This is a genomic window from Clostridium sp. BJN0001, from assembly GCF_022869825.1.
Taxonomy (GTDB): Bacteria; Bacillota; Clostridia; order Clostridiales; family Clostridiaceae; genus Clostridium.
Genome location: NZ_CP094971.1, coordinates 327,344 through 350,403 on the forward strand (window position 1 = coordinate 327,344; position 23,060 = coordinate 350,403).

The following is a 23,060-nucleotide window of genomic DNA, read 5'->3' on the forward strand; positions in this document are numbered from 1 at the left end:
AAGTTCTTATTATACAATTAAAATCGTATAATTTAATAATATAGAGGGTGCCTGTGAAAAAAAATTTTTTACAGGATAATAGGGAAAAAGGTGAAATTCCTTTACGGTCCCGCCGCTGTGTAAGTGTAGCTTATTTTTGATGCCACTGAAATTAATATATTTTGGGAAGGCTATTTAAGTGCATGATACTTGAGTCAGAAGACCTGCCCACTATAGCGCATGATTTTAAGTTACGAGCGATGACTTAAATATCAAAGAAACCTTTTAAAAGAAAATTTTTAGGGGGTTATTTTGTAATGCCAGTTTAATGAGTGGGAATCATTAGATTTATGGCATTATTTTATTTTAAGGGGGAATAAAAATGGAAAAAAATAAAAAACTATTAAGGTTTTTAACCGCTCTTATTATCTCATTTTCAGTAATTCCATCAGCTTATGGAATGCATATCATGGAAGGATACCTTCAGCCCAAATTTTGTGTATTATGGGGAGTTATCTGTATACCTTTTTTAATTGCAGGATTTGTATCATTAAAAAAGACACTTAAAACAGATAGAAAATCTATAATACTTATTGCGATGGCAGGTGCATTTATTTTTGTACTTTCATCTCTTAAGATACCATCTGTAACAGGAAGCTGTTCACATATGACAGGAACAGGACTTGGAGCACTTTTATTTGGACCATTTGCAGTAAGCATACTCGGAATTATCGTACTTATTTTTCAGGCAATTATGCTTGCCCATGGTGGAATAACAACACTTGGAGCAAATACTTTTTCAATGGCAATTGCAGGACCGATATTATCTTATGTATTATATATTTTATTAAAAAAAGTAAAAGTAAACAGAAAAGTATCAATATTTATAGCAGCAGCTTTAGGTGATCTTTTTACTTACTGCGTAACAAGTTTTCAATTAGCGATAGCTTATCCATCTCAAAATGGAGGAGTTTTAGCATCTGTTTTTAAGTTCTTAGGAGTTTTTGCACCTACACAAGTTCCACTTGCAATTATAGAAGGAATACTAACAGTAATTATAATTATAGGACTTGAAACATACGCAAAATCTGAACTTTCAGCTATTGGGTTTTTAAAGGGGGAGAAATAGATGAGTAAGAATAAGAAGACAGTAATAACATTATTAATACTTGTAGTGCTTATAGCTATGGTGCCTCTTTTCACATTAAAAGGAGCAGAATTCTCAGGCTCTGATGATGCAGGAAGTGAAATGATAGAAGAAATAAAAGGCGACAAATATGAACCTTGGTTTACACCAGTTTTTGAAAAAGCTATAAACGGAGAACTTCCAGGAGAAGTTGAAAGTCTTTTATTCTGCATTCAGACAGGAATAGGAGTTGGAGTGTTTTCATTCTTTATGGGAAGATTCGTTGAGAGAAAGAAATGGACAGACCTTGCAAATGACAAAGCACAAAGGACAAAGGACAAATAAAAGGACAAAGGACAAATGACAAATGACAAAGATGGTTGTTTCTGCTCAAAATCGCAGAAACCTAAATTAATATAAAAATTGACAATTGTGGAAGTTTCTGCTTGAGCGCAGAAACTTGAATATATGAGGGGCTGTTGCACTAAAAAATTAGTGCGATAGCTCCTTACTCTTATTTGTTAGGATTTGGAGGTAATATAGTTGGTTCGTTATAACCTAATTCTACCAAAGCAGATTTTGCTTCTGCAAGTTCTGCTTTTAAATTAGAAACAGTTCTTCTAAAGTCTACTTCTTTTATTGCATTACTAATAGTTGACTGAGAAACTTTCATTAATACTCCAATAGCAGTCATACTATAGTTCATTTCTTTATTAAGTATGTAAGCCATTAATTTATGTTGATCTGTTAGTTTTGATTTCATAGCTAAAAGCTCCTTTTTTAAAAAATTATTTATAAATATTTGATATTATCGAATAATATTAAATATTTATGTCTGATTCAATTATATAACAAATAAACGGAAAGTCAATTATTAATATATTATTTTTTATTTCTAAAGGATATATTATACAAAGTGAGCTATTGGTATGTTCATTTTTTATATATTTATTTGATTTATATATAAAAAATACACTTATAAAAAATAAGAATACTTTAATAAAGCATCGTTAATTATAAAAAAGAATATAAAAAATTACAAAATGAATATAGTGATTTAAAATTAGAGGTTGCTGTTTTACGAGATTTATTATTTAATTTGTTTATTTTATTTAAATATTTGGTATAATATAAATAAGAAAAGCTTAGTAACTGCGAATTACTAAGCTAATCCTAGAACGTTTTTAGTTTTAGGGCCATTAGATTTATTTAATTTATATTAGAAAATAGACACTACATTTTGTTTGATGGGGTGTCTTTTTACGTTGCCTTAAAATTTATTTTAAAACCTTTTATGTTAAATTATAGGTTAAATTCACAATATTGTGAATTGACAATCCAAAGGACAAAGGACAATTGTGGATGTTTCTGCTCAAAATCGCAGAAACTTTATATTTAGCTTTCGCTTCAGGCGAAAGCTTTATTTTTTTGCGAGAATCGCAAAAAAACATACAATGAAATTCCTGCGGAATTTCCACCACATTTGTCATTTGTCCTTTGAAAGTTTGTCATTTGTAGTTGTCCTCGTATAATAGGTTTGTAATAAGAAATTTTCTTATTATAAACCTATTTTTATTATATAGAATAAAGAAAGTGTCTTTTTTCCTATGGGAGTTCTCCCGATATTTTGTTACTCATTCTTATCTGCTTTCTAAATCTATATTTCAAAAAAATATTTATAAAGAATTATCCTAATGTTAAAATATCCGTAATGGAAATTAACAAAGGTTACAGCCGCATTTGTCCTGCAAAACATTATGTTATTGCCTTTAAAGCTTGCTGCCTAATCAGAATATCAAATTCTGCTTACACAAATGTTGCATCTCCTACCGTAGCCGCCAGCAAGGTATTTCGGTTTGGATGAATGCTGATTACGCGAGGGTTCAGTTAATATTCTGAATTAGGATAATTCCTTTTTAACTTCCTTATTATATTTGAAAGGTGGTGATTTTATGAAGAATATAAATTACTTATCAACGCTATTTGTAGGAATTGATATAAGTTCACGAGAAAATGTTGTTTCTGCTTTAAATTTCAATCAAGATTTTTTAATTAAAATGAAAGCGGTCGCGAATACGCAGACCGGTGCAAAGCAGCTTGAAACTATGCTTGTTGATGTATTAAAAAATAATATTTATAGATCTGTAATAATTGGATTAGAATCTACTTCGTTTTACGGAGTTCACATCGCTAATTTTTTATCAACAAGTGAAATATTAATGCCATATAAACCATATGTTTATTGTTTAAATCCAAAGGAGATTGCTAACTACAAAAAATCATTTAATGACCTCAATAAAAATGATGGTATAGATTCATTTGTAATTGCTGATTTTGCAAGGGTTGGGAGAATACATATCGAACCATGGCATGGCTCTCAATATCTTGCTTTGCAAAGACTTACAAGACATAGGCTTCATATAGCAAATTCCTTAACAAGAGAAAAAACCTATATGCTTTCAAATGTATTTCTCAAATTTAGTGAATTTGCTTTATTAGATGATGAAAAGCATCCTTTTTCAGACAAATTTGGAGCAACTGCATCATCAATATTAACAGAATTTTTGTCTACTGAAGATATCGCAAATACTCCCATGGAGGAGCTTGTGAATTTCGTAAATAAAAAAAGCCGAAAACAAATTTCTAATCCTGAACTTACTGTTGAAATTCTGCAGCAAGCGGCGCGAAACTCGTATCGGCTTGATAAATGTTTATATGAACCCCTTACAACTTCTATTGCCTGTTCTTTTAACTGTATTCAGGCATTTCAAAATCAACTAAAAACTATTAACAGAGCTATCGAAAAAACTGTAAAGGGTTTAAATGCTAACGAATATCAAATCTTGATGTCAATCCCTGGATTTGGTCCTGTATACTCTAGTGGTATAATCGCCGAACTAGGTAGCATAAAAAACTTTCCTAACAATGATACCGTTGCAAAATATGCCGGTATCGTATGGAAGGAAAATCAATCCGGTAGTTTTAAAGCTGAAAAAACACCTATGAGCAAAGCTGGTAACAGATATTTGCGTTATTATCTTATAGAAGCTACTACAAGTGTCATAAGACACATTCCGGAATATGAAAAATTCTATAAAAAGAAATACGCTGAAGTTACTACTCATCAACATAAACGAGCACTTGCGTTAACATCTCGTAAATTAATTCGTTTGATTTTTGGATTGCTGGCTAAAAATCAACTCTATTCTGCAGATAGTGTAGATAGATAACTTAATACATAATTTGGCGAACATACATTCCCGCCAGACTGTATGTCTATTAGTGTTGACTTTTTTTATAAAAATTATTCAAAATTATTTTCATTTTTCTCTTGACCTATTACCAAATTGCTTTAACAATTTGTCATTTAGTACGTACATTCTCAATTGCAATTTTTCATTTGAAAAAACTTAATCATTAATAACATTGACTAAAAACGCTATGTTAGGTATTATTAATATGTGTTAGAGATAACTAACCTGAAAGGAGAATATCTATGAGTGTTGTAATAATTGGAGGACATGACAGGATGGTCTGTCAATATAAGAAAATATGTAAGGATCATAAGTGTAAGGCGAAGGTATTTACAAAAATGCCTGGAAATCTTAAAGGTCAGATAGGAAGTCCTGATCTTATTATATTATTTACAAGTACGGTGTCGCACAAGATGGTAAGATGTGCAACAGCTGAAGCAGAGAAGAGAAATGCGTCAATTGTAAGAAGCCATACAAGCAGTCAGAATGCTTTAAATGAGATTCTTCAAAAAGTCTGTATGTAATTTATTTTTTGGAAATCATATGTTTTTGAGGGCGCAGTGTAATATCTGTTGAAAGTATGTTTGAGCGCATATTCAAAATAAATTCTACAGCGTCTGCTATATCATCAGGGTTTAAAAATGTATCTAAAGATAAACCTTCTTTAAAATCTGCGTTTCTATAGAAATTGCTTTTTGTTATGTCTGGATGTATTGTGACTATTTTTACTCCATATTTTCTATTTTCATCAAAAAGGCTTTCTGAAAAATGGGTGAGACCAGCTTTTGAAGCACCATATGCACATCCATGAGGACTTGTCTTTTTAGCTTCTATTGATGATATATTTATTATATATCCTTTATTCTTTTTTAAAGTACGCATTAAAATTTGTGAAAGTATCATTGGAATTTCAAGATTTATTGTTACTATTTCATGTATTTTTTTTAAGTTTAACTCTTCGTGAAGTCCAAAATAGCCTATACCTGCATTATTAACGAGAAGAAAAACAGGTGATTTCTTATTTATATTTTTTACAGTATCTATAAAAAAGTGGACATCAAGCATATCACATTTTACCTTTATAAAATTTTCATCATCTACATCTGAATTTGAAAAATCTCTTCCTACTGCATAGACTTTAAAGCCTAAAGACAAAAGCTTTTTTGATATACTTAAGCCAATTCCTGATGAACCCCCTGTAACTATTGCATTTTTCAAAAAAATCATTCCTTTCTTTTAGTTTATTAATTATTTAAAAAGTCATCTGTATAGATTTTATTTTTATCTATATATTTACTAACAATATAGGAGATATATGATATCATTTTTGTGGATAACTTCTTATTATATGTGCACATTTTATTTTTTGTTTCAAATGGATAATTTAATATTACAGAATCAAATCTTGCCTTTCTCATTATTTTAAGATAATATGAGGAAACTCTAAAAACGCCTATGCTTACATCATAGATTTTATCTTTAGGAAGAACTTTAAATGTTTTTTCAATAAGATTTTTATAATTTTCCTGCCAATTTTTTAGATATAAAACGGGATCAAAGCATATCCTAACATTAAAGCCCTTATCTATCGCTTTTTTTGCACTTAAAAGTCTTTCATTTAATGATGGAGTTTTAGATTCATAATTTTTTGCAATTGTATCTGGTGATAAAGTCCATGCAAGAATTACATTATCTGATGGAGGGACATCTTCTATAGAATTAAAATTTGCACTTTTTGTTCTAAGTTCAATTTTTAAAGCCTTATTTTTCTTTGCAAAGTTTATCCATTGTCTTGCGTAATGAAGCACATTTTCAAAAGCGAGAATATCAGTATCATATGAAATACATAGATATACTGGATGCTTTTTTAAAAGAGCACTTGTTTCATTAAATATATCTTCTATATTTACAAATATGACGATATCTGCTGATGGATACATACCTTGAAGATAGCAGTATTCACAGTTATAAATGCAGTTTTTCATGCTTGATGTATAGTAAAAATATACATTTCCAAAATCATCACAAAACCTTGCACCTTTGTATATAATATTATCAGTTTTTACTGCAAGTATAAGGCTTGGACTTTGTTTTTGAAGATAAAAATCTTGATGGCTTCTTGAAAAGATATCTTTATAGTGGTCTATTATTACTTTTTCAGAAGATTTAAAGTAGGATAATATCTTCTTAGTATTTGGATGATTAAGAGCTTTTTTTTCAATATAAATATGAGAAAAATATTGATTAAATATATCTTTGTTTAATTTTTTCAAGGATGATTTTTCCCTCCTTTTTGCATCCGCATTTTAAATTGGATAATGAATCTGTTATTTTAAAAACACCCTTAGATTTTAAATTATTATATTTTATAATGCGTTTTAGCTCATTTTCCATACTTGATGAAAACTTGAGATTGCAGGAGATAGTGTCTATAGTTTTTACATCATCTTCTGATAAAATGTTAGTCTTATATGAAAAATCATTATCTAATTTATTTAAAAATGTAATTATTTTATCAGAGTTTTTATAAATAAGTGATTTTACCTTTTCTATATCTTTCTTAATAGAATCATTAAAAAAGTCAGATACTATTTTTATAAAAAATATCTGATACGTTTTAAAAAAGTAAGAAGCTGATTCATAAATTCCGCTGCTTTCCATATCGGCAAGAGAACATGATACTGTATCATCTTTTTTTACTATAGTAGAAAATGTCTCTATATCACTTTCTTTAAATGGATGTTTAAATAATACATCAGTATAATATGATTTTTTAGTATCATTATCAATTATCTTATTTATAAGAAAAGCATCACCTTCATTATTACAATTTTTAGAGCCGCATAAGCCTATATTAAAAATAAAATCTGATGGAGATGGATTTCTCTTTGTAAGAATATAAGTTAAACATATACTAGCTTTTATTTTTCCACATCCAGTTATAATAAGAAGAAAATTTCCACCATAAAAAAGCTGAAATTTTGTTATAGAAGTATCTTTCTTTAAATTAAGCTTTTTTATAAAAGGTTCTGCTTCTGCATACATAGATGTACATATATAAATCATAAAATTTAATGTTACCTGTTTTTACAGTAACTAGCTCCTTTCCTATTTTTTAGATATTCTATAGCTTAATTATAGCATTATCATTTTTTAAAGTCTTTAATATATCTATAATTAATATAAAACTTAAATACAGATATAAAAACGGCATAAATAATTAAAAATATTAATATGATAATTAAATATATTGATTAGAAATATTTACAAAATATATTAATAGTGTTAAATTATAAATAAAGATTGGGGGGATAATTATGTATAAAGTAATAAATAAATGTCCAGTCTGCTCTGGAAATCTTAAGGTATTAAAGCTTAAATGTGACAGCTGTAATACTGTTATTGAAAATGAATTTGCATTATCTAAATTTGATTATTTAAATAGTGAGCAGCTTTATTTTATTGAGATATTTATAAAGTGCAGAGGAAACATAAAAGATGTTGAAAAAGAACTTAAAATATCTTATCCTACAGTAAGGTCAAAGCTTGATGAAGTAATAGAAGCACTAGGATATAATGTGAAACCTGAGAAAGAAAAAGATGAATATAAAAAAAGCATACTGGATGCACTAGAAAATGGAGAAATAACTGCATCTGAAGCTATAGAGAAATTAAAAGAAAATTAAAAGAGGTGATTTTTTATGAGCAAAGATATGGATCAAATTTTAAAAATGCTTGAAGAAGGAAAAATTACGGCTGCAGAAGCTAAACAGCTTATTGAAGCAATTTCAAAAAGTCAGAATAGTATAATTGAAGTAAAAACTGAGAAGAAGAATTATAATGACAGATTCTTAAAGATAAAAATGATAAGTGATGATGGTAATAAGTTAAATTTTCAGCTTCCTGTAAAAACTATAAAAGCAATATTAAAAATTTCAGGAAAGCTCCCAATACAGGCAGAAGGAATAAATGGAATTGATATGGCAGATCTTATAAGTACAATATCAGAATCATTTGAAAATGAAACTGTTGGAGAAATTTTAAATATCACATCTAATGATGGAAATGTAATAAAAGTAGTAATAGAGTAAATTAAAGTTAATTAATTTACTTATTGGAAAAAAGTGATATAATGTATCTATATTATATTACGCAAAGAGGCGCTGATAATCTTTTTAGATTATTAGTGCCTCTTTTAGTTTTAGGGGGCAGGGCTTATGAAATTAAGGGTAAAATTGGAACATTTTTTATATGGTGGGCTTGAAGAACATTCAAAAAAGGTGTTTGAGGGGATTTCAAACGGAAGAAAAAAAGCACTTTACAATTGGTTTGATGATAAGTGGGTACAAGTTAATAACATTAAAGAGTCGCTTACAGCACTTCAAAATGATAAAAGTGTCATAAATAAATATTTAGAAGAAGTAGTAAAAAAGTACGAAGATTTTTGTGAAATCTTTGTTATTGACACAAATGGAAAAGTTAAAGTTTCTTCATGTGCTAAACATAGAGATTCTAATATGTCTGATTTAGAGAACCTTAAAAAAGGAATTGAAGGGAAAAAGTTTATGTATGGACCATACATAGATGAGCGTACACTTGATGCAGATATAAACGAAAAGAAATTTTTTGACGAAGTTACTCTTATGTTTTCAGTTCCATATGAAGATGAAGAAAATGAAAAGAGAATATTATGCTGCAGAGCGTTAAATGATGATATGAGTAATGTAATTCAGGATGAGGACACTCATATATATAAAAATTCAGGGGACAATTATCTATTTATGGTAAAGTCAAACAGACAGATAGAAACTGGAGCTGCAATTTCACGAAGCAGGTTTGAGGATAATTTAAAAGAGGGTGTTAAGACTGCAAAGTGGGGCGAAGTAAAGGTAAAAAATCATACTGAATTTGAAATAGTATTTACAGATCCCAAAACAAAAAATCTTCATATGGGAATAAAAAATACTATAAGTAATGGACAAAACATGGATGTATGGCCTGGCTATCCAGATTATAGACACATCTTAGTTGGAGGAAAAGGAACTTTAATAAATCCTCCAAATTCTGATGAAGTCTGGGGTATGATGTGTGAAGGCGATATTGATGAGATTTATGATTTTAAAGGAATTAATCTTTATATACCTCTTTTAATATCATCATTTACAGGAATTTTACTTATTTTAAATAATTTAATAAAGAAATTTATGGATTCATATAATGTATTTTCTGATTTTATAACATGGATTTTAATTTCAGTTTTCTGTATTTTTATATGTAGAAAATTTATTGTTTCTCCTTTAAATAAAACAGTAGACATACTTCAAGATATAGCAGAAGGTGAGGGAAACCTTACAAAGAGAGTAGATAAGATGTCAAAAGATGAAATAGGAGAACTTTCAAGATGGTTTAATAAATTTATAAACAGTCAGATGACAATGCTTAAACGAGTAAAAAAATCTTCAAAGGTAACAAAAAAATCGGTAAGCGTAGTTTCTAATATATCTACAGAGATACATGATGCAATAACAACCGTATATGACACTATAGTAAGTCTTCTTGAAAACTTTAAAAATCAGAATAGCGTATTTCAGAATATGAAAAATAAGTTCTCTGATATTTCTTCATCAATTCAGGAAATGGACAGCCTTATTATTGAAATGTCACAAGTTATTCAAAATACAAATAATAGTTCTAAAGAAGCTAATAATAATGCAGTTTTATCTCTAAAGAGCATGGAAAATCTTGAAAAAATAATAAAAAATACTGTAAGTTCTGTAACTGAACTTCAAAAACATTCAGATAAAATAACAAAGGTAATAAGTACAATAGAAGATATAAGCAGACAAACTCAGATGCTTTCTCTTAATGCCTCTATAGAAGCTGCAAGAGCAGGGGAAAGTGGAAAGGGATTTACAGTAGTTGCAAAGGAGATATCAAAACTTGCACTTGAAACAGAAAGTGCAACAAATTCAATAAGAGATGTAATAAATAATGTACAAAATCAAACTGAAAATACATGTATTTATGCAGACAAAATAGATAAAAATGTTTACGTATCTATACAAGGAGTAAAAGATACAATAAGTTTATTTTCTGATGTAAATAATGATATTAATATGATATCTGACTCAATGAAATCAATATCTTCTGTTACATCAAAACAGAGCAGTGATGTAAATGATGTACTTGTTAGAGTATCTGAAGAGGCTGAAAAAGCAAATAGAGTCACAAAAGATAGCTCAAAAGATAGTAAAGAGTCACTAAAAAAGGTAAAAAATATGCTTGAAAATATAAAACAGCTAAAAAAGGCAACAAATGCACTTTACTATTCATCAGATAATATGGAAGAAATAGTTGAAGGCTTTAAACTTAAGTAGTTACGGTGACATTAAACATTTTAAAATAGCACTATTTGGGATATAATAAAATATGTACTATAGAGTTTAATGGAGGGATAAATATGCTTAATATAGGTTGTCATCTGTCAGCATCAAAAGGATTTAAGAATATGGCAGAAGAGACAGTAAAAATAAATGGAAATACATTTCAGTTTTTTAGTAGAAACCCAAGAGGTGGAAGCAAGGCAAAAGAAATTGATATGGACGATATTGCTCAATTTTTAAAAATAGCAAAAGAAAATCACTTTGCAAAGATACTTGCTCATGCACCATATACAGTAAATGCGTGTTCAGCAAATGAAAAAACTAGGGAATTTGCTATTTCTGTACTTTCAGATGATTTAGACAGAATGGAAATTCTGCCAGGAAATCTTTACAATTTTCATCCTGGAAGTCATATAAAGCAAGGAGCTGAAGTAGGAATAGAATATATAGCAGAGGCGTTAAATAAAGCTTTAAAAAAGGAGCAGACTACAAAAGTTCTTCTTGAGACAATGGCTGGAAAAGGAACAGAAGTTGGAAGAACCTTTGAAGAGATAAGAAGCATAATGGATAAGGTTGAGCTTAATGATCACCTCGGGGTATGCCTTGATACATGCCATGTTCACGATGCAGGGTATGATATAGTAAATAATCTTGATGAAGTTCTTGAAAAGTTTGATAAAGTAATAGGTCTTGATAGACTTTGTGCAATACATTTAAATGATAGCAAGAATCCATTTGAAAGTCATAAAGATAGACATGAAAAAATAGGTGAAGGATATATAGGAATTGAAGCTATTGAAAGGATAATAAATCATCCTCTTCTTAGAGATAAACCATTTTTCTTAGAAACACCAAATGATATTGATGGATATGCAAAAGAGATTAAAAAACTGAAAAGTTTATATAAGGAATAAAGGAAAAGGACAAATGACAAAGGACAAAGGACAAATTAAAGGACAAAGGACAAATGTGGAGATTTCTGCTTGGCGCAGAAACTTTGAATATATGAGCTTCCGCTTTTTTAGGCGAAAGCTTTTGTCTTTTAAAGAATTAAAAAAGGGAGATGTTTCAATATGAAGAAGAATAAAATATATATTTTAAGTATAGTAAATCTTATAATAACAGTTGCTATGATTGCTACTAGTCGTTTAAGTGATAGAATATCTAATGATATGTTTGATAATTTAATGATTATATATGAAATAGGTTATTTTTGTGTAGCAATAATAGCTATTATTATTGTATACATAAGTAGAAGAAAGTAAAATTTTAAAACATAAAACTTTAAAATAGCTAAAAAATCCAACAATTAATACATAAAATAGAATATAAGAAAACACTATACTAAATGAGGAAAAATAATACACATAAATTATAAAAAAAGTAAGTAAATTACAGATTTATGATAGAATTTGAAAGCATAATAGAGAAGATTAAGTCTAATCGTGTTTAAATGGAGTTTATGCGTATGATATATTTTTTAGCCTATGTTATTATATGGCTACAGGGCGGAAGACAGTCCCCCTAAAAAATACATAAGGATAAAAGGAGAAAAACTAATGAAGAGAAGTATGTTACTCAAAAGTATAAGCGCAGCAGTTCTAGCAGGAACAATTGTTATATCGACTCCATTAGGAGTATCTGCACAGTGGAGACAGATATGTGATAATACTAGTTGCTCTGCACAAAATGATACTAAGACAAATTGTTTAAAAAGTACAAATGGAAAAGTATGTTATCTAAATAGTCAATGTGCAATTAAAGATGGAAAAATTAAAGTAAATGGATATACAATTGATTTATCATCATTTACATGCAAATCCGGAAACTGCACAAACAAATCAGATAAAAATAATACTGATACAGTTAAAAATATAACTACTACAGAAGATGCAATTACAACAACAACTACTACTGATGATACTTCAGATAAAAATGGTACTGAAGAAGTAAATACTGATAAAACAGTGGACACTACTGTAAAGGATACCACTACAAAGACTACTACTACAGTAGAAACAGAAGATACAAATGTAGAGGACAAAGCAGCAGAAACTACTACCGAAGATACTACAAATAGTCAGTATAAAGATGCAAGTGGACTTCCAAGCGTTACTAAAAAATATGATGTTGCTATTCAAAACAGTGCTGAAAATAAAATACTTGAATTAATGAATGAAAAGAGAGTAGAAGCAGGATTAAAGCCATTAACAATGGATAACACTTTATTAGATGTTGCAAGATATAAGAGTAATCACATGATTCAGCTTAACTACTTTAGCCACACTAATCCTGATGGAACAAACTGGACAAGCTGGTTAAAAAGTATAGGATATTCATATACTACAACAGCAGAGAATATTGCATATAACTCATATGATGCTGTAGAATTATTTAATCAATGGTGGAATTCAGCAGGACATAGACAAAATATGATGAATCCATCATACACAAAAGTTGGAGTTGGAGTTCTTTATGGAGACGGAAAATACATGGGAACACAAACATTCTCTAATTAATTAAAGAATGGGCTAGTACAAAACTTATTTTGATACCAGTCTATAAAAAAGGCAGATTCAATTTATGAATCTGCCTTTTTTATGATTATTTTTATTGTAAAGAGCCATCTGCTCCTAAAGTATAACCACTGATATTGCAATTACTTGCCATTTCACCGTTTGAATAGAAGTAGTACCATGCTCCGTTTATCTTCTGCCAACCTGTTCTCATTTTACCGTCAGTTCCTAAGTAATACCATTTATGAGTTTGAGTTGAATTATATAAATCTTCTTGATACTGCATAAAATCAGTAGAATGAGAATTACCGAATAAACCTGTTATTTTATAAGTGTCTACCCAACCTGTTTTCATTATTCCTAGTTCTTGTATATTATTATGGTCTTGGTAATCTTGTTCTCCCTCTTCATTAATAAATGGAGTAGTCCATTCTTTCATTGGAGTAAATAAATACCAGCTATTATCTACCTTTGCCCAGCCTATCTTCATTCTTCCATCTGCTCCGATATAGTATTTAGAATTTCCAATAGTAAACCATCTGTTTGTCTGCATTACACCATCTATTAAGTAATACCAAGTTCCACCATATGCTACCCAACCTGTTACTTTTGCTTTATCCATGAATGTTGCTATCCATTCACCTTTTTCATTCTTTTTCCATATAGGTGTTTCCCACGCATGAGTTGTTCCTACTTGTGATATTTGTCTTAATAACTCTGTTAATAAACATTCACCATAATCTCCATAATAAGTTGCATACCCGTTTTTTGTTTCTACCCAGTTATGTGAAGCTATCCCCTCTACATCAGTTGTATAATAGCCCTCTATATGAGGTAAATAATTATAATGTGCCTCATTAGGTACACCCCCCTCTGCACAGTTAACTTCTTTAGTTCCAAAATCAAATACTACTCTATCTTCGTAGGATGAATCAGTTGCACGTATAGGCTCACACATTCTTCCATAAGTATGAAGTGTTGCTGCACTGACTGGAGCTGAATTAAATAAACCCATTAAACCTGCACTTGCAAGTGCCATAGACATTGTTTTTGCTACATTTTTCTTTATATTATTTCTTTTCATAATTTACCCCCTAAAACAAAATACATAATAAGAAAAAAATTCTAATATATAGAAAAATTATATCACTCTTCTTTTTTGTATTCAATTAGCATAGGGTAGATAAGAACATTATTTCATTATAGCGGGGCATTTTTTAGCTGTATTTGATTTTTTGAAAGACTAGAGAAAAGATAGAGACGCAGAGAAGAAATATTTGATTCAGTTTTTGTTTTATTATAAAAAAATAGATATTTCGTAGCGGAGACTCTATCTTTTCTCGTAGATTAGTAACAATTAGTTTGAAATTAAGTCTATCAAAGCCCCGCCGACAAATTTTTTACTATAATAATAAATACAAATAGTTAATATAAAAATAGATTAATTTTACTGTAAAGAACCATCTGCTCCTAAAGTATAACCACTAATATTGCAATTACTTGCCATTTCACCGTTTGAATAGAAATAGTACCATGCTCCGTTTATCATCTGCCAACCTGTTACCATTTTACCGTCAGTTCCTAAATAGTACCATTTATGTGTTCTAGTTGCTTTCCATAGTTTTTGCTGTTTTACTGTATAGCATGGATCGTCTTCTATTAAGCAGACTTCACCAGTTTTATCGTCTAATATACCTGTATTACCAGCTAAGCCAGTTACATCATATGTGTCTAGCCAACCTGTCTGCATTTTTCCTATTTCTTTTGCGTTATTATATGAATATACATCTCTATCCCCATTTTCGTCTATAACTGGGGTAACCCATTCTTTGTATGGAGTAAAGAAGTACCAATTATTATCTATCTTTGCCCAGCCAGTTTTCATCTTACCATCTGTGCCAATATAGTATTTTGAATTGTCTATTGTAAACCATCTATTTGTCTGCATTACACCATCTTCAAGGTAGTACCAATGTCCACCATATGCCACCCATCCTGTTACTTCTTTTCTATCTATAAATGTTGCTATTTTTTCTCCTTTTTCATTCTTTTTCCATATAGGCGTTTCTTTTGCATGAGTTGTGCCTAGCTGCGATAGAAGTCTAAGTTCATATGTTAATGTTTTTTCTCCAAAATATCCATAATAATTTGCTTTACCATCTCGTATTGGTTCATAGCTATGAACTGCTTCACTTTCTATGCCTGTCTGATAATATCCCTCTACATTTGGTAAATATTTTAAATTTGACTCGTCTGGAATTAATCCCTCTGGACAGTCTACTTCTTTTTCTCCAAAGTCAAACGTTATTCTATTTTCATAGCATACCTCATTTGGAACAATATCAGTCATTTTGCCATAAGTGTGTAATGTTGCTGCACTTACTGGCACAGCATTAACTAAAGTAAAAAAGCCTGCTCCAGCTAGTGATATTGACATTGTTTTTGTTATACTTTTCTTTATTGAAATTTTTTTCATAAATTACCCCTTTAAAACAAATGTATATAGTAAGAGGATATTATAATATGTATAAAATTATGACACTTTCACTTTTACTATTGTATTAAATAGAGTAGAGAAGAAGATTATAATATTTATATAAAAACAAAAAATGACCATATCAAAATAATTTTTTATAATCATTTTGATACAGTCATTTTTATATTTAAAAACTAAAGTTTTTTATTTTTATAATCTTCTATTATTTTATAAATAGTTTCAGAAGTTGTATCAGAAGTTTTATAGCCTAAAAGTTCAACTACTTTTTTTAAGCTTTCCTCTGAATTTGTTTCAATTTCAAGATAGGGAAATGGACAGAAACTTTTTTCGTTTATATCAATTTCAACTAGAGAATCAAAAATTCTGTAGCTTTCTCGATATTTTTTTATAGACTGATTTAGGCATAGACCGAGTGATTTAAATATCCCTTCACCAGCTTTTTTATTTTCTATTATAGTTTCATTCTCGTCCATAACTTTAAATTTGCCCTGTGAAACTATTTTTTTAGTAGTCATATAATAGATAGTTTCATTATGTAAATGGTCATAAATTGTTCTTATTCTTGCATATCCTTTTTTATTTAAAAGCCTTTTATCTTCAAAATCATAAATATCATTTATCTGATCTTCAACTTTAACTTTCTCTGCGTTATTATCTGTTAATATTTTTCTTATGTTATCTACATTTATATCTATAAGTCTTGTCTCAAATTCCATAAAACCACCTTTTAGAATTGATAATTAATAATGAATAATTGATAAAATAATTGACAATTATCAATGGACAATTGTGGATGTTTCTGCGAAGGCGCAGAAACTAAAATTTAGTTTAAATGACAAAGGACATACTAAATGACAAAGGAAAAAGGACAAATGACAAAGATGGAAGTTTCTGCTCAAATCGCAGAAACTAAAATTTATTTAGCTTTCGCTTCAGGCGAAAGCCTTAGTATTTTGCGAGAATCGCAAAATACCATACAATGAAATTCCGTAGGAATTTCCACCTCATTTGTCATTTGTCCTTTGAAAGTTTGTCATCTGTAGCTGTTCTTTAACAGTTTGTCATTTTACTAAAGAGCTTTGGTAGCAATTTCCTTAAGAACTCTTCCGATAAAGTCGTCAAGCTTTTGAGCTCCTTCATCATCGTTCTTTCTGCTTCTTACAGAAACTTCGTTATTTGCTGCTTCTTTTTCGCCGACAACTAACATGTAAGGAACTTTTTCAAGTCTTGCTTCTCTTATCTTGTAGCCGATCTTTTCAACTCTTGTATCAAGTTCACATCTTATTCCGCTGTCTTTAAGATTCTTAGTTACATTTTCAGCGTAATCCTTGTATTTATCAGATATAGGAAGAACTTTTACTTGTACTGGTGCAAGCCATGTTGGGAAAGCACCTGCATATTTTTCAATAAGCATTGATAATGTTCTTTCATAGCATCCGATTGAAGATCTGTGGATTATATAAGGTCTCTTCTTTTGACCATCTTTGTCTGTGTAAGTCATATCAAATCTTTCAGCAAGAGCAAAGTCTATCTGAATAGTGAATAATGTATCTTCTTTTCCATGAACGTTCTTGCACTGAAGGTCAAGCTTTGGACCATAGAATGCTGCTTCATCATCTGCTTCAACATAGTTTATATTTAAATGATCAAGAATTTGTTTCATAACCTTTTGAGTGTGATCCCATGCTGCTGGATTGTTTATATACTTTTCAGCATTGTTTGGATCCCATTTTGAAAATCTATAAGTGATACCCTCAGTCATTCCTAAAGTATCCATTATGTATTTTATAAGTTCAAGTACAGATTTAAATTCTTGTTCTAATTGTTCTGGCATACACATGATATGTGCATCAGCTAATGTAAATTGTCTTACTCTTGTAAGTCCGTGCATTTCTCCTGATGCTTCATTTCTGAATAATACAGAAGTTTCATTGTATCTTAAAGGAAGATCTCTGTAGCTTCTCTGTTTTGATTTGTAGATGCAATACTGGAATGGACAAGTCATTGGTCTTAATGCATATACTTCATCATCTTTTTCTTCATCACCTAAAACAAACATGTCTTCTTTATAATGATCCCAGTGTCCTGAAACTTTATATAAATCGCTCTTAGCCATTAAAGGAGTTTTAGTTAAGAGATAGCCTCTCTTTTCTTCTTCATCTTCAACCCATCTTTGAAGAAGTTGAACAATTTTAGCACCCTTTGGCATAAGAAGTGGAAGTCCTTGACCTACTAATTCGTTAGTTGTGAATAATTCAAGTTCTCTTCCAAGTTTGTTATGATCTCTCTTAGCAGCTTCTTCTAAAGCTTTTAAGAATTCATCAAGTTGAGATTTCTTTAAGAATGCTGTTCCATATATTCTAGAAAGCATCTTATTTTTCTCGTTTCCTTTCCAGTAAGAACCAGAAGTTCTTGTAAGCTTTATAGCCTTTACGTTTTTAACGCTCATTAAATGAGGGCCTGCACAAAGATCTGTGAAATCTCCAATTTTGTAGAAAGAAATAACTTCTCCTTCAGCAAGATCATTTATAAGTTCAACTTTATAAGGTTCATCTTTCATAAGATCTAAAGCTTTGTCCTTTGGAAGTTCAAATCTTTCAATAGAAGGATTTTCCTTTATTATTTTCTTCATTTCTTTTTCGATTGCTACTAAATCATCAGTTGAGAAAGAACCTTCTTTATCAAAATCATAGTAGAATCCAGTATCAATTGATGGTCCTATTGCAAGCTTTGCTTCAGGGAATAATCTTTTTACAGCATATCCAAGTACATGTGATACTGTGTGTCTTATTGTAGCTAATCCTTCCTCTGAATCAGCAGTAAATATTTCAAGGTTAACATCTTTATCTATTATAGTTCGAAGGTCTTCGGTCTTTCCGTCTACCTTTGCGCAACATGCGTTCCTTGCTAAACCTTCGCTTATTGATTTTGAAATGTCTAAGATAGAAAGCTCTTTATCAAATTCTTTAACTGAGCCATCTTTTAAAGTAACTTTAATCATTTAAAAAACTCCTTTCAGAAAATTATCATTTATTTATTTATATAATAAAAAAATTCGTCTCTAAAAAATTAGAGACGAATTAGAATATCCGTGGTTCCACTCTGATTACCTTATTAAAAAATACACGCAAAAATAAAAGCGCAGCATTTTTAGCATAAAGCTTAAATAAGGTCACTTAAAAAAATATCGTAACGTGATAAAAACGGGTGTTATTAAGACCGCTCAGAGGTGGTTTTCAGTCTGAATATATTTGAATGCTCGCACCAAAATACATCTTCTCTTTGAAATATAATTACAGCTTACTGTCCTCATCAATGTTTTTTCCTATTCATGTTAGCTTTATTATAACATTTTAAAAGACGATGTCAACATAAAAATACTTAACAAAAATTAAGGAAAATTTTAGTTAAGTGTAATGTTTATTTCATATTAATAATTTATACTATATTTATGAAATAAAATAAATGCGGGGGATAGATATATATGCATAGTTTAAAAATTGGGAAATTAAAAGGCATACATTTTAAAGGGATAAGTTCTAATAAAAAAGAAAATAAAAAGAATAAACCAAAAAAGAAGATAAAAAAGAGATTTATTTTACTTGGAATAGTTTTAGTAATTATTTTAGCTATTATAATTAAATCGTTTATTATGCCAAAGCCATTAAAGGTGGCTGAGTGTTCTTCTCTTTCACGAGGCAATATAAAAACAAGCATAAGTGTTACTGGAAACATAAAAGCTAAAGATTCTTATGATGTATATACAAAGCTTAATAATTCTATAAAAGAAGTAAAGGTAAAAGAAGGCGATGAAGTTAAAAAAGGAGATGTACTTGCCATTTTAGATTCATCAGAACTTGAAAAGGATCTTGAACTTGCAAAAGAGCAGGCAGGAACATTTGAAAATGCAAATAAAATAAAAGCAGATGCTGCACTTAATAAATATAAAAATGCGAAAGAATCTGATACAGAGATAAAAAATGCACAGGAGTCTGTAAATTCTGCCTTAAATAATGTACATAGTAAAAAGAAAATTTATGAGCAGAATAAAATTTTATATGATGCAGGAGCTGTTTCAGAAAGTACACTTGATGAAAAAGAAAATGATTATAACAATGCAGAAAGTGAACTTTCAAAAGCAGAAAATGCACTTTCACAGGCAAAATCAAATTTTAATAACTCTATAACAGATGCAAAGTCAGCTTATGATTCTGCTATAAATGATGCAGATGACAAAAGTAAAGACATATCTATAGAAAAACAGGAACTTGAGATTGAAAAATGCACAATAACAGCACCAGAGGATGGAACAGTTGTAAAAGTTAATGCAAAAGTGGGCAATCCTGCAGCAGGAACACTATTTACAATTGAAGATTTAAATCATAAAGAAGTTACAGCTTCAATAAAAGAAATTGATAGACCAGATATAGAAGTTGGACAAGACGTTGAGATAAAAACAGATGCAACAGATGATGAAGTTATTCCTGGAAAAATAATAAGTTTAGATAAATCCATTCAAAGTGGAGCAAATATGATAACTTCTATGCAGTCTCAGGGAGGAGATAATAAAAATGGAGCATCTGCTTCAACTACTTCTTCAGGGTTTATGGCTAAGATTTCAATAGATGAAGATAATGAAAATATTTTATCAGGAATGAGTGCAAGACTTAATATAATAATAAATAGTAAAGATGATGTTTTAAATGCATCGTCAGATGCGATAGTTGATGATGATGAAGGAACATGCGTTTATGTAGCACAGAAAAATGAAGAAGGTAAATATATTGTAGAAAGGATTGCTGTAAATATAGGAATAGAATCTGATTTTTATACAGAAGTTTCTGGTGATGATTTAGAAGAAGGAATGCTTATAATAAATGATCCATCAAATGTTAAACCTTCTGATGTGATAGAAGTTTCTAAGGAGTAGATAATATGAGTAATGTAATTGAAATGAAAAATATTTCTAAGAGCTACCATGTTGGATCTGAAACTCAGCTTGATATATTAAAAGATATAAATATGACTGTAAAAAAAGGTGAATTTGTATCTATAATAGGTCCTTCAGGTTCTGGTAAAAGTACACTTATGAATATTATAGGTGCACTTGATAGACAAACTGAGGGAACGTATATTTTAGATGATTCTGATATGAGTGAAGTTTCAGATGATGGCTTATCAGATATAAGAAACAGCAAGATAGGATTTGTATTTCAGACATTTAATCTTATTCCAAGAAGCACTGCACTTAAAAATGTTGAGCTTCCAATGCTTTATGCAGGTGTTCCATCAAAAGTGCGATCTAATAGGGCAAAAGAACTTTTAAAGCTTGTAGGAATGGAAGAAAGAATGTTTCATCAGCCAAATGAATTATCAGGTGGACAGAAACAGAGGGTTGCTATAGCAAGAGCACTTTCTAATGATCCTGAAATAATACTTGCAGATGAACCTACAGGAGCACTTGATTCTGCTACAGGAAGACTTGTTATGGATATATTTCATAAAGTGCATGAACTTGAAGGAAAGACGATAGTTTTAATAACGCATAATAGAGATCTTGCAGATGAAACAGAAAGACTTATCACAATAAGAGATGGAAGGATCGTATCTGAAGAGAAAAATGAAAATTATAAAAAAAGATATGAAGATGGTGATAAAAAATGTTTCTAAAAGAAAATATAATGCTTGCAATAGCAGGAATAAAAGCGAGTAAGATGCGTTCATTTTTAACAATGCTTGGAATAATAATAGGAATATCGTCTGTAATAGGAATTGTTTCTATAGGAAATGCAATAACATCAACAGTATCTGCAAAACTCGACACAATGGGCGCTAATAATATGGAAGTTGAAGTCGCACAAAGAAATCAGAATCAAAATGAAGGTTATTATTTAAACCCTGAAGATAGTGATTTGCTTACTAAAAGTCAGATAGATAATTTACAAAATGTGTTTTCAGATAGAATAAAAGCTGTATCAATGGAATATATACAGGGAACTGGAAAAGCAAAAGACGAAAAACTATATGCAAATGTAAGAATTAGAGGCGTTAGTACAGGCTACGAAACAGTTCAAAATGTAAAGATGATAAAGGGAAGATTTATAAATGAAAGAGATGTAAAAGGAGCAAAAAAAATAGCTGTAATATCAGATAAATTTGCAAATAATATGTTTAAAGACAAAAATCCTTTAGGAAAAGAGATAAAGGTTTATGTTGATGATAATATAGAAACATATCAGATAGCAGGTGTCTATAAATATGAATCAAATTCACTTTTGGGTGGAGGAGGCTCAGTAAGCGAAAAAGATGTTACAACAGATTTATATGTACCAGTAACTCTTGGGAAAGATGATAAGAATTTTGCTTATTTTTCACTTACACCAGTTGATAATGTTGATGCTCAGAACCTTGTAAAAGATATTGAAAAATATGGAGATAAATTATATAAAAATAATAAGAAATTCAATTTGAAAGTATTTAATAATAGGGAAGAGGCACAGAGTATAACAAAAGTTCTTTCAACTATATCTATTGGAATATCAGTAATTGCTGCAATAGCCTTATTAGTTGGAGGAATAGGAGTTATGAATATCATGCTTGTTTCTGTTACTGAGAGGACAAAGGAGATAGGAACGAGAAAAGCACTTGGTGCAAAGAGCAGCCAGATAAAAATGCAGTTTATAACAGAGTCAGTTATAATATGTACAATTGGAGGAACAATAGGAATAATACTTGGAGTTATGGCAGGAATAGTGACTTCACTTCTTTTAAAATCACCTATATCAATATCTATTCCAGCAGTAATTATAAGTTTTACCTTCTCAATGGCAATAGGAGTTTTCTTTGGATATTACCCTGCAAAAAAGGCAGCATCACTTGATCCTATTGAAGCTCTAAGATATGAATAAATAAAAAAATATTAAAAAAGACTTGAAAAATTAAAATAAAAATACTATAATAAGCTTATGCAGATGTGGCGGAATCGGCAGACGCGCTAGATTAAGGGTCTAGTGACTGAAAGGTCGTATGGGTTCAAGTCCCTTCATCTGCACCAAGCAGAGTATTTTATAGACTGTTTTTAATGAGTTATTAAAAACAGTCTTTTTTGTATATTAGTGATAAAATAAATATTATATAGTGTAGGGTCAAAAATGCATCCAAATTCGTGGCTTATATTGTTTTGTGCTGTAGTAGCTACTACAATAGCTATTGTTGTTGCTAACCAAAAGAAATAATTATTATAGAGAGTTATGAGTATAATTCCCTTAAATGATAGTTAAAATACACATATAAAAACAGTCTTTA

General features: G+C 29.9%; 21 protein-coding genes, 1 tRNA gene, 1 riboswitch and 1 other annotated feature. Of the genes, 14 read left to right on the forward strand and 8 right to left on the reverse strand.

Features of this window, described 5'->3' with window-relative positions; translation table 11 throughout:
- The first annotated feature begins 28 nt into the window (after positions 1-28).
- Positions 29-226: riboswitch (cobalamin riboswitch) on the forward strand.
- Positions 227-361: 135 nt separating this feature from the next.
- Together MTX53_RS01660 and MTX53_RS01665 are read left to right on the forward strand one after the other, a co-directional pair.
- Positions 362-1,108, forward strand: coding sequence for an energy-coupling factor ABC transporter permease (locus MTX53_RS01660; RefSeq protein WP_244834457.1), 747 nt, complete (start codon positions 362-364; stop codon positions 1,106-1,108).
- A complete protein-coding gene (locus MTX53_RS01665) occupies positions 1,109-1,450 on the forward strand; it encodes an energy-coupling factor ABC transporter substrate-binding protein (RefSeq protein WP_244834458.1) in 342 nt (113 codons plus the stop codon).
- Positions 1,451-1,619: 169 nt separating this feature from the next.
- Here MTX53_RS01665 and MTX53_RS01670 read toward each other — a convergent pair whose 3' ends face one another.
- Positions 1,620-1,868 carry a hypothetical protein gene (locus tag MTX53_RS01670; protein ID WP_244834459.1) on the reverse strand — a complete coding sequence of 83 codons (249 nt, stop codon included), beginning with the start codon at positions 1,866-1,868 and terminating at the stop codon, positions 1,620-1,622.
- A gap of 1,189 nt (positions 1,869-3,057) precedes the next feature.
- Between MTX53_RS01670 and MTX53_RS01675 the strand changes: the two genes are divergently transcribed.
- Entirely contained in the window at positions 3,058-4,335 is a 1,278-nt protein-coding gene (locus tag MTX53_RS01675; RefSeq protein WP_244834460.1) for an IS110 family transposase, read from the forward strand.
- A 266-nt stretch (positions 4,336-4,601) separates the two neighbouring features.
- The gene (locus tag MTX53_RS01680) at positions 4,602-4,883 is read left to right on the forward strand and encodes a DUF2325 domain-containing protein (protein ID WP_244834461.1); all 282 of its coding nucleotides are present in this window, start codon (positions 4,602-4,604) and stop codon (positions 4,881-4,883) included.
- A gap of 1 nt (position 4,884) precedes the next feature.
- Here MTX53_RS01680 and MTX53_RS01685 read toward each other — a convergent pair whose 3' ends face one another.
- From MTX53_RS01685 to MTX53_RS01695, 3 genes are read right to left on the reverse strand one after another with little or no spacing between them, the layout of a single operon-like run.
- Positions 4,885-5,586, reverse strand: a complete 702-nt coding sequence (locus MTX53_RS01685) for an SDR family oxidoreductase (protein ID WP_348521793.1) — start codon at positions 5,584-5,586, stop codon at positions 4,885-4,887.
- 17 nt (positions 5,587-5,603) lie between these two features.
- Positions 5,604-6,632 carry a spore photoproduct lyase family protein gene (locus tag MTX53_RS01690; protein ID WP_244834463.1) on the reverse strand — a complete coding sequence of 343 codons (1,029 nt, stop codon included), beginning with the start codon at positions 6,630-6,632 and terminating at the stop codon, positions 5,604-5,606.
- The gene (locus MTX53_RS01695; RefSeq protein ID WP_244834464.1) at positions 6,604-7,425 is read right to left on the reverse strand and encodes a hypothetical protein; all 822 of its coding nucleotides are present in this window, start codon (positions 7,423-7,425) and stop codon (positions 6,604-6,606) included. The genes MTX53_RS01690 and MTX53_RS01695 overlap by 29 nt, the downstream gene beginning before the upstream one ends.
- A gap of 251 nt (positions 7,426-7,676) precedes the next feature.
- On the opposite strand from MTX53_RS01695, the gene MTX53_RS01700 reads away from it, so the two are divergent.
- The 6 genes from MTX53_RS01700 to MTX53_RS01725 all read left to right on the forward strand — a co-directional run bounded on the left by MTX53_RS01700 (position 7,677) and on the right by MTX53_RS01725 (position 13,261).
- Positions 7,677-8,045 (forward strand): DUF2089 domain-containing protein, encoded by a 369-nt coding sequence (locus MTX53_RS01700; protein WP_244834465.1) that lies wholly within the window; start codon positions 7,677-7,679, stop codon positions 8,043-8,045.
- 15 nt (positions 8,046-8,060) lie between these two features.
- Complete coding sequence (locus MTX53_RS01705; RefSeq protein ID WP_244834466.1) at positions 8,061-8,450, forward strand: hypothetical protein; 390 nt, start codon at positions 8,061-8,063, stop codon at positions 8,448-8,450.
- Positions 8,451-8,576: 126 nt separating this feature from the next.
- Complete coding sequence (locus MTX53_RS01710) at positions 8,577-10,736, forward strand: HAMP domain-containing methyl-accepting chemotaxis protein (protein WP_244834467.1); 2,160 nt, start codon at positions 8,577-8,579, stop codon at positions 10,734-10,736.
- A gap of 83 nt (positions 10,737-10,819) precedes the next feature.
- Entirely contained in the window at positions 10,820-11,656 is an 837-nt protein-coding gene (locus MTX53_RS01715; RefSeq protein ID WP_244834468.1) for a deoxyribonuclease IV, read from the forward strand.
- 159 nt (positions 11,657-11,815) lie between these two features.
- Positions 11,816-12,007 carry a hypothetical protein gene (locus MTX53_RS01720; protein WP_244834469.1) on the forward strand — a complete coding sequence of 64 codons (192 nt, stop codon included), beginning with the start codon at positions 11,816-11,818 and terminating at the stop codon, positions 12,005-12,007.
- Positions 12,008-12,301: 294 nt separating this feature from the next.
- Positions 12,302-13,261, forward strand: coding sequence for a CAP domain-containing protein (locus tag MTX53_RS01725; RefSeq protein WP_244834470.1), 960 nt, complete (start codon positions 12,302-12,304; stop codon positions 13,259-13,261).
- 91 nt (positions 13,262-13,352) lie between these two features.
- Here the strand turns inward: MTX53_RS01725 and MTX53_RS01730 are convergent, their stop codons facing one another.
- The 4 genes from MTX53_RS01730 to thrS form a co-directional block, all read right to left on the reverse strand.
- Positions 13,353-14,342, reverse strand: a complete 990-nt coding sequence (locus MTX53_RS01730; protein ID WP_244834471.1) for a hypothetical protein — start codon at positions 14,340-14,342, stop codon at positions 13,353-13,355.
- A gap of 363 nt (positions 14,343-14,705) precedes the next feature.
- A complete protein-coding gene (locus MTX53_RS01735) occupies positions 14,706-15,734 on the reverse strand; it encodes a hypothetical protein (protein ID WP_244834472.1) in 1,029 nt (342 codons plus the stop codon).
- Positions 15,735-15,928: 194 nt separating this feature from the next.
- A complete protein-coding gene (locus tag MTX53_RS01740; protein WP_244834473.1) occupies positions 15,929-16,471 on the reverse strand; it encodes a CYTH domain-containing protein in 543 nt (180 codons plus the stop codon).
- A 353-nt stretch (positions 16,472-16,824) separates the two neighbouring features.
- Positions 16,825-18,756, reverse strand: a complete 1,932-nt coding sequence (gene thrS / locus MTX53_RS01745; RefSeq protein ID WP_244834474.1) for a threonine--tRNA ligase — start codon at positions 18,754-18,756, stop codon at positions 16,825-16,827.
- 67 nt (positions 18,757-18,823) lie between these two features.
- Positions 18,824-19,080, reverse strand: a binding site (T-box leader).
- Positions 19,081-19,239: 159 nt separating this feature from the next.
- Between thrS and MTX53_RS01750 the strand changes: the two genes are divergently transcribed.
- The 4 genes from MTX53_RS01750 to MTX53_RS01765 all read left to right on the forward strand — a co-directional run bounded on the left by MTX53_RS01750 (position 19,240) and on the right by MTX53_RS01765 (position 22,809).
- Positions 19,240-20,685: an efflux RND transporter periplasmic adaptor subunit gene (locus tag MTX53_RS01750; RefSeq protein ID WP_244834475.1), complete on the forward strand. Its 1,446-nt coding sequence runs from the start codon at positions 19,240-19,242 to the stop codon at positions 20,683-20,685.
- 5 nt (positions 20,686-20,690) lie between these two features.
- Positions 20,691-21,425 (forward strand): ABC transporter ATP-binding protein, encoded by a 735-nt coding sequence (locus MTX53_RS01755; protein WP_244834476.1) that lies wholly within the window; start codon positions 20,691-20,693, stop codon positions 21,423-21,425.
- Positions 21,416-22,663 (forward strand): ABC transporter permease, encoded by a 1,248-nt coding sequence (locus tag MTX53_RS01760; protein WP_244834477.1) that lies wholly within the window; start codon positions 21,416-21,418, stop codon positions 22,661-22,663. Before MTX53_RS01755 ends, MTX53_RS01760 begins: the two co-directional genes overlap by 10 nt.
- Positions 22,664-22,722: 59 nt before the next feature.
- Positions 22,723-22,809: transfer RNA gene (locus MTX53_RS01765), tRNA-Leu, on the forward strand.
- Positions 22,810-23,060 lie beyond the last annotated feature (251 nt).